This is a genomic window from Bacteroides sp. NSJ-48 (genome assembly GCF_014287405.1).
Taxonomy (GTDB): Bacteria; Bacteroidota; Bacteroidia; order Bacteroidales; family Bacteroidaceae; genus Bacteroides; species Bacteroides stercoris.
Map to the genome: position 1 here is coordinate 1 of NZ_JACOOD010000065.1, position 14,814 is coordinate 14,814.

Annotated in this window: 9 protein-coding genes, 1 tRNA gene and 5 pseudogenes; 11 read left to right on the plus strand and 4 right to left on the minus strand. The window is 41.2% G+C overall.

Translation table 11 applies throughout. The annotated features are described in order from the left end of the window. Window positions 1-276: 276 nt before the first annotated feature. The 11 genes and pseudogenes from H8S52_RS18490 (at window position 277) to H8S52_RS18535 (ending at window position 12,958) form a co-directional block, all read left to right on the plus strand. The gene (locus H8S52_RS18490; RefSeq protein ID WP_370527590.1) at window positions 277-1,269 is read left to right on the plus strand and encodes a metallophosphoesterase family protein; all 993 of its coding nucleotides are present in this window, start codon (window positions 277-279) and stop codon (window positions 1,267-1,269) included. Window positions 1,270-1,313: 44 nt separating this feature from the next. Beyond that, window positions 1,314-2,699, plus strand: coding sequence for a DUF4434 domain-containing protein (locus tag H8S52_RS18495; protein WP_117907276.1), 1,386 nt, complete (start codon window positions 1,314-1,316; stop codon window positions 2,697-2,699). Between the two features lie 125 nt (window positions 2,700-2,824). Continuing rightward, window positions 2,825-3,886, plus strand: a complete 1,062-nt coding sequence (locus H8S52_RS18500) for an SIS domain-containing protein (protein WP_186910362.1) — start codon at window positions 2,825-2,827, stop codon at window positions 3,884-3,886. Then, on the plus strand, window positions 3,886-4,773 hold the full coding sequence (locus tag H8S52_RS18505; protein ID WP_255470125.1) for an ROK family protein: 888 nt from the start codon (window positions 3,886-3,888) through the stop codon (window positions 4,771-4,773). Before H8S52_RS18500 ends, H8S52_RS18505 begins: the two co-directional genes overlap by 1 nt. A 9-nt stretch (window positions 4,774-4,782) precedes the next feature. Beyond that, the gene (locus H8S52_RS18510; RefSeq protein WP_186910363.1) at window positions 4,783-7,560 is read left to right on the plus strand and encodes a sugar-binding domain-containing protein; all 2,778 of its coding nucleotides are present in this window, start codon (window positions 4,783-4,785) and stop codon (window positions 7,558-7,560) included. A gap of 33 nt (window positions 7,561-7,593) precedes the next feature. Beyond that, complete coding sequence (rbsK, locus tag H8S52_RS18515) at window positions 7,594-8,490, plus strand: ribokinase (RefSeq protein WP_035447294.1); 897 nt, start codon at window positions 7,594-7,596, stop codon at window positions 8,488-8,490. 30 nt (window positions 8,491-8,520) lie between these two features. Continuing rightward, window positions 8,521-9,494 (plus strand): annotated as a pseudogene (locus H8S52_RS18520) (GRP family sugar transporter). A 15-nt stretch (window positions 9,495-9,509) separates the two neighbouring features. Beyond that, window positions 9,510-11,069, plus strand: coding sequence for a DUF4434 domain-containing protein (locus H8S52_RS18525; protein ID WP_186910365.1), 1,560 nt, complete (start codon window positions 9,510-9,512; stop codon window positions 11,067-11,069). Window positions 11,070-11,638: 569 nt separating this feature from the next. Continuing rightward, window positions 11,639-11,767 (plus strand): hypothetical protein, encoded by a 129-nt coding sequence (locus tag H8S52_RS20075; RefSeq protein ID WP_255470126.1) that lies wholly within the window; start codon window positions 11,639-11,641, stop codon window positions 11,765-11,767. Between the two features lie 58 nt (window positions 11,768-11,825). Further along, window positions 11,826-12,119: pseudogene (locus tag H8S52_RS18530) on the plus strand (helix-turn-helix domain-containing protein). A gap of 203 nt (window positions 12,120-12,322) precedes the next feature. Continuing rightward, window positions 12,323-12,958: a DUF5710 domain-containing protein gene (locus tag H8S52_RS18535; RefSeq protein ID WP_005800252.1), complete on the plus strand. Its 636-nt coding sequence runs from the start codon at window positions 12,323-12,325 to the stop codon at window positions 12,956-12,958. A 355-nt stretch (window positions 12,959-13,313) separates the two neighbouring features. On the opposite strand, the pseudogene H8S52_RS20080 reads toward H8S52_RS18535, so the two are convergent. The 4 genes and pseudogenes from H8S52_RS20080 to H8S52_RS18550 all read right to left on the minus strand — a co-directional run. Then, window positions 13,314-13,397: pseudogene (locus H8S52_RS20080) on the minus strand (recombinase); the annotation flags it as partial. Between the two features lie 58 nt (window positions 13,398-13,455). Then, window positions 13,456-13,575 (minus strand): annotated as a pseudogene (locus tag H8S52_RS20210) (Arm DNA-binding domain-containing protein); the annotation flags it as partial. 166 nt (window positions 13,576-13,741) lie between these two features. Next, window positions 13,742-13,814: transfer RNA gene (locus tag H8S52_RS18545), tRNA-Lys, on the minus strand. 85 nt (window positions 13,815-13,899) lie between these two features. Then, window positions 13,900-14,697, minus strand: a pseudogene (locus H8S52_RS18550) (AI-2E family transporter); the annotation flags it as partial. Between the last annotated feature and the right edge of the window lie 117 nt (window positions 14,698-14,814).

Below are 14,814 nucleotides of genomic sequence, written 5' to 3' on the forward strand. Positions count from 1 at the left end.
TTGTGGAAAAAGAACGGTTTGGTTGGGAATGTAAGGACGAAAATGTAACTTTGCCATAACGAAAAACTTTATGCCTAAAGATACGAAAACTTTGGGTAATAACAAAGCCCGGGCTTGAGAAAGTCTGGGCTTTGCGCATAAAAAAAGGCTGTGTCAGCATTTTGACACAACCTCATAATTTATGAGGTTTTGCCTTACGTGATTTCTAAAAGATTAATGAATCATACTAATCAAGTTTTGGACAATCCAAAACTTGGGGTTTAATATATAGCAAAAATGAAGATGAATGAAATATTGTTTTGTTTGTTGGCAGTGTTGAATGTATGTTCAGTTTGGGCACAGCCAAAGACATTGAAATTTGGTAAAAATGGAGATTTTAAAATCGTTCAGTTTACCGATGTTCATTATAAATACGATGATCAAGCCAATTCTCAGATAGCATTGGATAGAATGAATGAAGTGTTGGATGCAGAACATCCTGATTGTGTAGTTTTTACTGGAGATGCGGTTGTGTCCAATGAATCTTTTAAAGGATGGGATATAGTATTGGATGTATGTATTCGTCGTAATATACCTTATGCAGTAGTATTTGGTAATCATGATGATGAATACGATCATACACGTCAGGAATTGTATGATTACATTTCAAAGAAAAAGGGTAATTTGATGCCTGTTCGTATTGGGGATGTGGCTCCGGACTATGTCCTGACTGTGAAGTCTTCTACCGATAAGAATAAGGATGCAGCTCTCCTGTATTGTATTGACTCGCACTCTTATACTCAGGTAAAGTCTGTCCCTGGTTATGATTGGATTAAATTTGAACAGATTGCTTGGTATCGTGAACAAAGCAAGACGTTTACAGAAAATAATGGCGGTACTCCGCTGCCTGCATTGGCTTTCTTCCACATTGCTATTCCTGAATATAAGGATGCTTTGATGGAAGACAAAAATCGCATGTTTGGTTGCAAGGCTGAAATGGTATGTTGCCCTACTACCAATTCCGGCTTTTTTACTTCGGTTAAAGAGTGTGGAGATGTAATGGGGATGTTTGTCGGTCACGATCATAATAACGATTATGCTGTGGCTTATAAGGAAGTATTGTTGGCTTATGGTCGTTATACCGGTGGTAATACAGTTTATAACGATTTGGCATCCAATGGCGCACGCGTCATTGTTTTGCGTGAAGGTGAACGTAAGTTTGATACCTATATTCGGATTGCTAATAATGAAATAGAGTCGTTTGTTACTTTCCCAAATAGTTTCTATTAATCAGATTGTTTAATTGCAAATTTCGTTAAACCTTTTTTGTATTCATGAAAAATATATTATTGTTTTGTTTTACACTGCTGTGTACTCTAGGCGTGCAAGCTGGTGACTTAATAGATTTGATCTTGATTCCACCTGGAAAGATTACGAATAAAGTCAAGTTAGATATTCGTGGAGGAATTGTAAATAAGAGCTCTGTAGAACAGACTTATCAGGTTTCTTTATATTGGGGGAAGGAAGAAGCATCTGCTCTGCTCTGTGATACCATGTTGAACATTGCTGCCGGTAAATCGGATGTGGTGAAGGTGGTGATTCCTACAGCGGATAAGGTTGGAAAGCATAAGGTGATCTTGAAGGTTACCGAAAGCGGTAACGTATATCGGAAAGTAAATTCAATCGAAGTTATTCAGTCGGACATTCGTTCCATACAGCAAATATCTGGGGCATGGGCGGGTATTTATCATTGGAGTGAAACTGAAGGAAAGCATTGGAATCAGGATATTAAGAAGATGACCGATAATCAATGGCGCGAATTGGTTCGTTCAATGAATAAGTTGGATATGAATATGATGGTTATTCAAGAAGTTTTCCGTAATGAACAATATGTGGGTAAGCATTCTACAAATGTAGATAATTACCAAGGGAAGGCTTTTTATCCATCTAAGTTATATCCCGGACGCATGGATATTGCGGCTAAAGACCCAATAGAAGCTATTCTATCCGAGGCTGATAAACAAGGTATGAACGTGTTGATGGGCGTGGGTATGTTTGCTTGGTTCGATTTTACTCCCGAATCTTTGGAGTGGCATAAACGTGTGGCCAAAGAACTTTGGGACATGTATGGACATCACGAATCTTTTTATGCTTTTTATGTGTCTGAAGAAAGTGGAGGCGGTTTAGATAATTGGGAACAACTGCCCGAAATACGTAAAAAGAGAAAAGATGATATCGTGAATTTCTTTAAGGAATTTAAGGCTTATTGTAACAGCTTTGCTCCGGGTAAACCGGTGATGTTGGCAACCAACAGTTTTGAAGTACCTAATGGTATGGATACTTATCCGGAACTTTTAAACTATTTGGACATTTTATGCCCATTTGGCTTTGCTCGTATGCCGGAAGGTGATTTGACAGGTAAGCAGGCTGCTGATATGTTGCAAAAGGCATGTGATGATGCAAACGCTCATTTCTGGTTTGATTTGGAAGTATTCCTCTTTAATCCAGACAATTCTTTGTATCCACGTCCGGTTGAAGAGATAATTCGCGACCTGAATCTGTTTGATAATTTTGAGAAAATTCTTTGCTATCAGTTCCCCGGTGTGTTCAATGACCCCAAAATGTCTATTCGCATAGGCGAGGCTCGTACCATTGATTTATTCAATGGATATATGAAATACTTGAAAGAACTGAAATATAGGAATAAAAAACGTAAATAAAAAAGAAAGTGATGAAGCGCTGTTATCTATATCTGTTTATCCTAATAGAGATGTGTTGTTGATGCAATAAAATAGCTCATTGGCGGAATTGGTAGTGTTTAATCAATAAAAAACAAATATTTTTTATGAATCAGTTCATCAAAGAAATACAAGAACAACCGGAAATGTTGGAACGTACTCTTGGCTATTATCATTCAAGAGAAGGGAAGGAGCGTTTGGATGCTGTCTGTACTCTGTGGACAACCGGTGACTATGACAAAATAGTACTTACCGGTATGGGAAGTTCTTATTTTGTATCACAAGCTGCCGCGATCATGATGACCGCTTATAATATACCCGCTTTTGCTATCAATGCCGGCGAGTTATTGCATTTTCAGTCTTCAGTTCTGACAGAGCGCACTTTATTGGTTGCCATCTCACAGTCAGGCGAGAGCTATGAGGTGATTGAATTGCTTAAACAACTTGGTGAACGGCATCATTCACGATTGACAGTGGTTGGGGTCACAAATGAGTCTGGAAGTTCTTTAGCGGCGATGGCTACTCTCAGTCTGCTATGTAAGGCTGGGAGGGAGGAAATGACATCTACGAAGACATTTATCACCACCTATCTGGTAGTGTATCTGCTTGCAGGAGCATTGGATGGTCGCAGGGTAGATAATGCTCTTTTAGATAGTGTCGTTCGGGAAGTCGGTCTTCAGCTTGAGAAAGGGGGGATTTATTTATCCCGTTCGGTCGCTTTTTTAAGTGGGCATCCGTTTGTTCAAGTGATAGGCAGGGGTACGGTTTTTGCAAGCGTTGCCCAAACCGCCCTGATGTTTATGGAGGCTACCAAGACTCCGGCTTCAGCTTTGTTGGGCGGTGAGTTTCGCCATGGTCCACTGGAGATGGTAGGCCCTGGCTTTATCTGTATCATTTATTCGCATTCACGGTCCGGTGTTTATCGGCTGAGCATCAGGCTTGTGGCTGATGTTCTGTCTTTTAATGGTAAAGTGATCCTGGTATCGGATATCTCCTCCGGCATTGAAAGTGTGAATTTGCTGGAAATCAATGTTCATTGCGGAGACCCTGATTTGTTTGCAATTCCGTCCATTGTTCCTGTTCAGCTGATAGTGAATGCTTGGGCGGAAGAAATGGAACTGGTGCCCGGCAGTTTTACACATGGTGCTAAAGTGACTTCAATAGAATAATGATGGGACGAAGAAAGGCAGCCATAGGAGTCGATATCGGAGGCACAAAGATCAGTGCGGGTATTGTTGGCGGAGAGGGATTGGTTTATGCTTCTCCCCGTACTATTGCAACTAATCCGAAAGAACCCGGCGAAGTGATTATTGCCAATTTGTTTTCTCTGTTGAAAAATATTCTGGCTGATGCTGCGGATTACGATATTCAGGGCATTGGTATCGGGTGTACCGGACCTCTCGATATAGATAAAGGTATACTGCTGGATGTTGAGAATCTTCCCACTTTGAACTATTTCCCGTTGAAAGACACCGTTGAACAAGTATTTCCGTTGCGGGTGATCCTTGATAATGATGCCAATGCGCTGATTTATGCAGAGGCATTATGGGGAGCGGGTCGGAATGCCGGTTCAGTCCTGGGTTTTACCTTAGGAATGGGGATAGGATGTGCTTGGATTAATGGAGGAAAAGTATGGCGTGGGCATTCCGGTTGTGCTGGAGAAGTATGGACTTCACCTTATAAAGAAGGGATATTGGAAGACTATGTATCCGGCAATGCCGTCACCCGTCTTTATAAAGAATATACAAAGGAGGAGTTGCCGGCTTATCGTATAGCCGAACTGGCACGGTCCGGTGATAAAATGGCTTTGCAGGTATGGGATGTTTTTGCCCAGGCATTAGCTCATGCTTTGTCATGGACAGTGAATATTACCGATCCCGAAATTGTCATCATAGGCGGATCTGTTCTGAAATCTTCCGATTTATACTGGGACAAGGCAGAGTGGCTATTTCGTAAATTCATTTGTCGTTCAGCTGATCGGCATATTACTTTGCTGCCAGCTGCCTTGGGAGACAATGCCGGATTTATTGGTGCGGCTGCATTAATATTAAAATAACAAGAAACTATGAGAAAACTCTTTTTTATACTGTTGATATGTAACATGTTGTTCGTCAATGCCCAATCTCTTGAACTGGAGAATTGGAAGATTATCAATTCTTCCGAGCTAAACGCCGGATCTGCTGAGGTCTCGCAATTGGCTTATCCCACTGCCGGATGGTATCAGGCCACTGTGCCCACTACCGTGTTGAACGCTTTGGTGAAGGAAAACGTATATCCTGATCCGAGAATCGGCCTGAATAATTACCTGATTCCGGATGTGTCGGATGAATTTAATGTCCGGATGGACCTATCTAAATACAACTACCTGAAAAGTGGCCGTAATCCTTGGCAAGATCCATACTGGTATCGTACGGAAGTTGTTCTTCCCAAATCATATAAAGGCAAGAAAGTATGGCTGATCTTGAACGGCATTAACTACCGGGCAGATGTCTGGGTAAATGGTCGTCAGGTTGCTGATAAAAAAGATATTGTGGGTATGTTTCGTCGCTTTAAACTTGATATAACCGGATATGCCCATGCCGGAGCTAACAATTGTATTGCGATAAAAATTTATCAGGTGGATCATCCGGGCGTCCCGACTCCCGGCACCCAGTTGAAAGTATTCGGTCCTGTACGCGGACATTCCTACGATATCTTTAAGGATGAGACATTGAAGATATCCGGTGGCTGGGATTGCGCTCCCGTGGTTCGCGACCGGAATATGGGTATCTACCAGAAAGTGATAGTGGAAGCCACGGACGAGGTGTTGATTGAAAATCCTTTTGTTGTCACTACTTTACCAAAGTCCACTACCATGCCTATGAAGGTTGACACTGGGCTTGCAAAGGTCAACATTAAACTTGAAGTGAGGAATACCTCTGCAAAGCTTGTTGAGGGAAAGGTGAATGCTTGGATTACATTAATCAACGAAGTCAAATTTCCCACTTATACCAAGCATATGGAGGGATACCTCAAGCCAATCAAGCTGACGAAGAAAGTAGCCCTGCGTGCCGGTGAGAGAAAAGTAGTGGAACTGACCCCTGAGGACTTTCCTTCCTTGCTGATAGAAAACCCGTATTTGTGGTATCCGAATGGGTATGGCGAGCAATACTTGCATCACATGAAACTGTCTTTTAGCATCGGTGGAAAAGTGTCCGATACCAAAGAATTTGATTTCGGAATCCGTGAGGTGGCAAGTGGACTGAACCGGGTGGGAGATGAATGTGGTCGTGTATATTATGTGAATGGCAAGCGGATATTCTGTAAGGGCGGTTGGATACAGCCGGACATCTTGTTGGAGGAATCTGAAAAACGTATCTATGATGAAGCCCGCCTGATGGCAGAAGCGAACATCAACCTGATTGGCAGTGAAGATATGCCGTCTCCTTCTGAAATCTGGTTTGAAAGTTTTGACAAATATGGCCTGATGTGGTGGCATGTTTTCTATCAATGTTTCCGCATGACTCCTGGAACTGAAACTGCTGACAATCCTCTGGATCATGGTCTGGCGGTGGCAGGAGTGGAAGATATGATGCTCCGCTATCGCAATCACCCTTCTATTATTTCATGGATAGGAGCCAATGAGGTCTTGATGAATGAAAGCTTGTACAAGCTGACCAAGGAGAAAGTGAGGAGTATCGATACTACGCGTGTTTATCTTCCGACTACCAGTTTTCATTGGGATGTAGACGCCTTGACTCCTTATCTGAAAGAAGATCTACCAACAGGTACGACGGATGACGGTGCGCCCGACTATAATTGGGCGCCTTCTTCCTACTTCTTTGATAAAGTGCGTGAGGTCCATTTGCAGATGTTCCGCAATGAACTGGGGATGCCTTCCATGCCGACGTACAACAGCCTCCGGAAATTTATTCCTACCGCGGAGAGTACGGCTAATGTAAACAGCCCTATTTTCCCATTGGATAGCATTTGGGCTGAACATGGTGCTTGGGATGTAAGTAATTATTGCTATCGCTCTTATGACAATGCCATTCGTACGATGTTCGGTGATCCGAAGACGGCAAAAGAATATGCCGACAATGCCCAGTTCCTGAATGCCGATGGTTATCGTGCTATGTTTGAAGCGGCTAATCACCGGATGTGGGATATTACTTCCGGTGTGATGATTTGGAAGATTAATTCTTGCTGGCCCGATGTGTGCTGGCAGATATACGACTGGTATCTGGCTCCCAATGCTTCTTATTATTTTGCAAAAAAAGCTATGGAACCGGTGCACGTACAGTTGAATGCGAATGATTTTAGGGTTTCTGTGATTAATGCCTCCCATCAGACACTGCAAGACGTGAAAGTGACGGCTAAAGTTATCAACAATGACATGGAAGTGGCTTGGGAGGACTCCCAGCGGATAACTGTTTCTCCCGATTGCTATCAGGAGATTGTTACGGTGCCCCGGTGTGGAAAATACTCTTATAATTACTTTGTGAAGCTGGAGCTGCATGATAAATACGGTAAACTTCTGTCCGAGAACCTATATTGGTTCTATTCCCAGCATATGGATTTCTTTTGGTTCACTTCTATGAAGAAACCGGAATTGAAGGAGGAGGTTGAAGTTACCCAAGAGGAAGGGGAATATGTCTTTTCTATTTGTTTGAAGAACGAATCGGATCGTTTGTCCCATTTCAATCATCTGACTTTGCTGGACGTCCGGGGTAAGGAGATTAATCCGGTATTCTGGAGTGACAATTTTATTACGCTCTTTCCGGGAGATGAAAAGGTAATAACGGCTCGTGTGGCAGTATCCGATGTCGGAGATACACCTCCTGTGTTCTTCCGGGCACGATGATGAATAGATTGAATTTATTTATAATATAGTGTTATGAAAAAAATTATAGTGATTGGCAGTTCCAATGTGGACATGGTGGTGAGAACTTCTCATCTGCCTGCTCCCGGTGAGACGATTCTGGGAGGGGAATTCTTTATGAACCAGGGTGGAAAAGGAGCAAATCAGGCTGTTGCAATAAAGAGATTGGGCGGCAATCTGATATTTATGGCAAAATTGGGGAATGATGTATTAGGTCGGCAATCTGTCGGTTATTTTAAAAAGGAAGGAATTGATACAAGATATATTGCTCTCGATGAAGATTCTGCTTCCGGAGTAGCTCTGATCAGCGTGGACGATCATGCGGAGAATAGTATTGTAGTGGCATCCGGTGCCAACATGTTGTTGAACGAACAAGATGTGGATAAAATGTTGGAGGAAATGTGTGAGGGAGATATCCTCTTGATGCAATTGGAAATTCCGCTTCAAACAGTGGAGTATGCTGCCAGAAAGGCTTTCGGGAAAGGAGTGAAGGTGGTGCTGAATCCGGCTCCTGCCCGCAGTCTTCCCAAAGAATTGTTCCGGCATCTGTACATGGTCACTCCGAACCGCATCGAGGCGGAGATGCTTACGGGCATAAAGATTGCCAATGATGCCGATGTTGAGAAAGTGGCGGAAGAGATTTGCGCGATGGGGGTAAAGAATGTAATTATCACTTTGGGTTCGAAAGGATGTCTTATAAGGGAAGAGGGCGTTTCTTATCGTATAGATGCTTTCAAAGTGGAGCCTGTTGACACTACAGCTGCCGGAGATACGTTTAATGGGGCTTTGTGCGTAGGATTGTCAGAGGGCATGGACTTGAAACAAGCTGCTGTGATGGCTTCAAAAGCTTCATCCATAGCTGTAACCAGAATGGGAGCCCAGTCTTCTATTCCTTACCGTGAAGAGTTGTAATCATTAAAAACAATATTAAATATCACGATTATGTTTATAGTTGAAAGTTACGGATTGGCGGTAGCGTTGTGCTGGGTCACGATGTTATGCTGGGGATCATGGGGAAATACTCAAAAATTGTCAGCCCAAACATGGCGCTATGAATTGTTCTATTGGGATTATGTGATTGGTATACTTCTTTTTTCTTTGGTTTGGGGCTTGACACTGGGCAGCATTGGAGAAGGGGGACGCGGATTTATGCAGGACTTGCAGCAAGTTGGTATGGAGAATTTTTGGAGCGCTTTTCTGGGGGGCGTCATATTCAATGCCTCGAATATATTGTTGTCGGCTTCCATGTCGTTGGCTGGTATGTCGGTTGCTTTCCCGATAGGGGTGGGGTTGGCGTTGGTATTAGGCGTATTTGTCAATTACTTCAGTGTACCGAAGGGGGATCCTGTCACTCTTTTTGGGGGTGTCTTCTTGATTGTGTTGGCCATTGTTTTTAATGGGATTGCTTCCGGTAAAGTTTCTGAAGTATCAGGTCAGACTGTCCGAAAAAGAGGAGTTCTGATTGCTGTCTGCGCTGGTATTCTGATGGCGTTTTTCTATCGTTTTGTTGCCGCTGCTATGGATTTGGAAAATCTGGAATCGCCTGCTGTTGGTATGATGACTCCGTATTCTGCCTTGTTTGTGTTTGCAATAGGTATCTTTATCAGTAACTTCCTATTCAACTCTTTGTTAATGAGGAAACCTTTTACGGGGGTGCCTGTGGCTTACAGTCAATACTTCAAAGGAAATATGAATACTCATTTGGTTGGTATTTTGGGGGGTGCCATTTGGGCGTTGGGAACAGCGTGCAGTTATATTGCTGCCGGAACAGCCGGTGCTGCCATTTCCTATGGGTTGGGACAAGGGGCTACGATGGTTGCCGCATTATGGGGGGTGTTTATTTGGAAGGAATTCAAAGGGGGTCTAAATCTACTAATCTATTGATTGCCTTGATGTTTGTTCTCTTTTTTAATTAAAAAAATGTGTATATTATGAAGAGGAATTTTCTGCCAATCCTGTTGGGGTTATTGATGATATCAGCCGTACTGCCGTCGGCAGTAGTTTTTGCTGGCAATGATGTTTCTGGCCGACAGAGAAAACAGAAGGTGAAGGAATCTGTTTTGAGGGTGAAGTCCATTACTGGTACTTGGATAAATCTGGCATATAAGGATGTACGTAATAGATATACCAATCCGCAGAGTTTTGATAATACGGATCCGGAATTATGGAAAGCTAAAGTGCGGGAGCTGTCGGCTATGGGCATTGAATATCTGGTATTCATGGAAGTTGCCAATGAGGGTAAGGCTTATTATCCCTCTCAATTAATGCCCTGGTGGTATGATAAAGATAAACAGAGTCCTGTGGAAGCCATTCTTGATGAGGCTGCCCGATATGACATGAAGGTTTTTATGAGTACTGGATGGGCAAAAGACCAGGATGATAATTTGCAGGATCCTGCTGTCAAACAACGCCAATTGCAAATTATGGAGGAACTGGCTGTCTTTTATAAGAATCATAAAGCCTTTTATGGCTGGTATTTGCCGGTAGAGGATTGTCTTTGCCCCATTTTTGCAGAACATGCTGTACAATCGGTTAATGCATTGACCCAAAAGGCAAATGCATTGACTCCGGGTAAGAAGACACTGATTTCTCCTTATGGTATCGGACTGTCTGATTTTGATAATCCGGAGTATGAGAAACAATTGGCAAAGCTGAAAGTCGACATCATAGCCTATCAGGACGAAGTGGGCTGTGTACGCAATAAATTCATGTTGCCTCGCTTAAAGAAGACTTGGCAACGGTTGAGAGACATCCACAACCGTCTGAATATTGAGATGTGGGCCAATTGTGAGACTTTCACTTGGGAACAGGGAACCAACGACCGTTCTTCGGCCTTGATTCCTGCCGCTTATCCGCGCCTTTTATCCCAACAAGTGGCTGCTTCTGTGGCAGGGGTTGACAGGATTATCTCATTTATGGTTTGTGGAATCATAGAAAGTCCCACGTCAACTTATCAGTTGGGGCAACCGGTGTGGTCACATAAAGTATACAATGACTATATGGACTGGAAAAGGCGGATTGGCTGCTGGCAATTGGCCGAAGCTGCCTTTATGGAGAGATTGGCTAACGGGGCTACCATGGACATGGTGTCGGGAAAAGCGGATTTGAAGGCATTGCTTGATGGCAGGGTTGCAGAGGAAGACAGTAAAGATGCCCGTTGGGTGAAATTCGAGAAAGGTTATCATGAGCTTGTGGTAGATTTGCAGAAAAAGACCAGACTACGGAAAGTCATGCTTCGTATGCTGGACTATAATTTAGATGGAATAGGTATGCCGCTGAAAGTTTATCTGTTTACTTCGTTGGATGGAAAAGAATATAGATTGGCTTCTATCAAGGATACCCCTCATTTCCCGAACAATCGGCATGATGCATGGATTGAAAACTTGTTATTTGATCAATTGGATGAAAGCATCCGTTATATGAAGGTGGCTTTCGAAGCTTCGCAACACGTGTATATGGATGAGTTGTTTGTTAATCCGATGATAAAATAAAGACCAGTTGAGATGAGAGTGAGTTTGTGTTTATTAACGGTGTGGTTGTTTCTTGCTTGTGCTGATAGGGCGCGGGGAAATTGCACTAATTCCTTCTTGGTCAAAACCGATGGTAAAGGAGAAATATATCCTAACCCCCAAAGTATCATAGACCATAAATTAATAATCTATGGTCTATGATGCAGGCCTTGGAAATACAGAAAAAGTTTCTGTTTGTGATTTGTGGCATCAAAAGGATTTAGGGGAGTATAAAGGGGAATTTTGGGCACAAGTCCCTTAGCATGGAGTTACTTTTGTAAAAATCACTCTTGTAGAGTGAACTGAAACTTTAAAATAAATAGTATGGAATTTGCTTTGGATAGATGGATTACCAAGCATAATGCTTGGATTGATGTTTTTGTACCAAACTACATGAGGTGGATATTTCATGATGTGAAAATGACTATTTTGTTTTTGGGCAGTTTCTCTTTGGTAAAGTGCTGTAGGTGTTTAAGGCAGGTGTGTTATTGGGAGCAGTGTCTTGCATACTGTTTGTGCCAGGGCTAAAGACGGAAAATTCTAAGCCATTTGTGATACCAGCATTACAGGAGTGGAAAGGTGGGGATGGCTATTGGCGCTCATTGTGTCGGTTGGTGCTGGACTCCCGCTATGCAGCAGAGCTCAATCCGGTGGCAAATGGAAAAGTCACGCGACTTTGACCCTTTTGGCCACACATGATTGTCCCAATCAATATTTCAATAAAACAATCTTTCAATCATGGAATTAATAAATAAAGATACCCTACAAGTCCAAGAATTTATTTCTTCGCTCGATTCGATGCTGGACGACATTGAATCTATCGTCAAGCATTACAAGTCTCACCTGAACGGGGAATGCTTTCTTTCTAACAATGAAGTTTCCAAGAAACTGAATGTCAGTTTGCGAACCTTGCAGGAGTGGCGAGATACAGGGCTAATCCCCTTTATCTAGATAAAAGGTAAAATCATCTATCGCCAAAGCGATATTGATAAACTGCTCCAAAAGTACTACTTTGAAAGTTGGAAAGAATAACTATCTAAAAGAGTATGATTTCCACTATCTTAAAAGGAAAGCTTTTTTATTAAGGTGGAAATTATACTTTTGAAACCTAAAAACACTTGAATCTCAATCTTATTTAGTTAGATTTTTATATTTAATTTGATGTATATCTTATTAATTTAGTATTTTTGTAAGCATGAGTTTTTCATATGAAAGTTAAATTTAAAATGTAAATTATGCCGCTAAAAATAAATGTGCCTTATTCCGAAAAAGATTTGGCAAAAGAAAAAGGTGCTTTTTGGGATAAAGATAATAAGACATGGTTTGTTCCCGATTATAAAGACATCAATTTATTTTCTCAATGGATTGACACAGATAAGGTATCAATAATCGCAAAAGCACCTTTCTGGATAGGGGTAACTCAAAAAACTTGTTGGAAGTGTGGCGGTATGATTGACGTGATAGCTTTTGCATCTAATAAATTTTGGATATATGAATATTCAGATGATGATGAGGCATTACAAGAATGGTATCTCCAAGATTATTTTTCTTTTTTCTATATGCCTGGTTATATAGAGAAAGAAATTTTAGATATTGTATGTTCACGTTTTCCTACTTTTAAACTGGGATTTTCTAAAACTGTTAATGGAAAGTATTGGGCGAATCATTGTGAGCATTGTAATGCTCTGCAAGGTGACTTTTTCATGCATGATGAACCCGGTGGAGAGTTTTCTCCTATTGACATGGATGGTTACAAAGCTATAACTTTAATAGAGTTTCCATATAAATTTGATTTACCAATAACTGCATCTTATTCTTGGGCAAGTAATGAAAAAGACGTTTTAAGGTATTGTCCGAAAACGCAGTGGTAATAGCCATATCCTTATCATATGTTTTTTTGTTGTATATCTTGTTTTGAATTTAATAGGAAATGTTTCTTTTGTAGAAGATTTAGAAAACATTGTTTTTCGGAATTTAATTTTAATCATTGACTTTTCCAGTGAAGTGTTTAGTCTGTGCAAGTCTTTGGATAAAAATACGCTCGGAATGAAATGTAGAGGAAGATTTTTATTCAAACCGAAGGTTTGGACTTAAACAGGCTAAATACAGAATTTATCTTTGTTAATGCTTCATATTGAGTTCTGGAAAACTTACTATAAAAGAAAAGGATTGAGAAAATGAAATTCATTCTTCCCAATCCTTTTTCAATATTAGCTACTATCTTTATTATATAGCCAATTCCGACAGGCAGCTATTTACTTTTTGCATATCCTTGAAAATATTCTGATCCAATACCCTTGCATAGTGTTCTCTTGTCTAAAGCTGCCTTTTGTATTTCTGTGATTTTTTCGTTTATGAGAATGGTTATTCTTTCACGATTTGGACATTTGGCTTTTGGCTGGTTTGCCTTGAAATCCCATTGCTCTGCTTTTATGGATACGCCAAGACTTTGGTACTTCCGTTTTCCGTCTTTACAGACACATAACATGAGAGGATGTTCACCATTACTAAGTGTTTTTGATTTGTAACACAGTACTTGATTGTTTCAGTCATACGGTTTACTGGTTTACGTTGCCCACATCAAAGCCGTCAAATCGCAGTATATACAAAAGAAAAAAGCAGCTATCTTTTTAGATAGCTGCTTGATTTTCAAGTGATCCGCTTGGGGCTCGAACCCAAGACCCCAACATTAAAAGTGTTGTGCTCTACCTGCTGAGCTAGCGAATCAATCCTTATTGCTGTTAAGCGGGTGCAAAGATATGGACTTTATATTTAATATGCAAGACTTATAACGAAAAAAGTTTGCATTATTTTAGTTGTTTATTTCTTTTATTTGATTATCAATTGATTCTGCCTTATGAATATTTTCTCTGTTGATAATGAAACGTTGATAGTAGGAGAGCATCAGCGTTGTGAGCGGTAGCGCGATAATCATTCCCAACATTCCCATTAATGAACCCCATATGGAAAGTGATAATAGGATGATAGCAGGATTTAGTCCGGTAATTTTCCCCATAACACGTGGCACGATGAATCCGTCTTGGATGGTTTGCACTACAATGAATACTGCCATGGCTGAGGCGATGATTATCCAAAAATTCCCGCCTGTGTCGGAGGCTTTCAGGATTGCCAGTATGATAGTAGGAACCAAACCGATGATTTGAAGATAAGGCACCATATTCAATGCCCCGATGAACAGACCGAGACCTATGGCCAATGGGAAGTCTATGATAAGAAAGCCTATGCTGAATAAAATGCCAACACATAAGGCTACGAATGCCTGTCCGCGGAAGTATCTGTTCATACCTACTTTTACGTCATTTAGTATGCCTACCACGAAAGAACGGTATTTCATAGGCACGAGATGCGTCCAACCTTCTGCGATGCTTTCGTAGTCTAATAAAATGAAGATAACATATAGTAAGATAATGAATATGGTGAATACGCTGAATAATAAGTCAACTGAGTCCGATAATAAAGACCATAGGCGGGGAACTGCTTCTTTGAGCGCATCCAATAGGTTCTCTTTATTGAATAGTTCGGTTATAAATTTAACATCGATATTATCTCGTAAAAAATCGGAAAGAGAGGTGGGTACATTACTATTATAGATTTTTCTCGGTTTGACTTAACCGATTGAGAAATAAACTTTTAGCGAATTATTTGAGAAATAGAGGTAACGATTTAGCAACTGTGCGAATTTCAGTGTTTTGCGTTGCTATGCTGT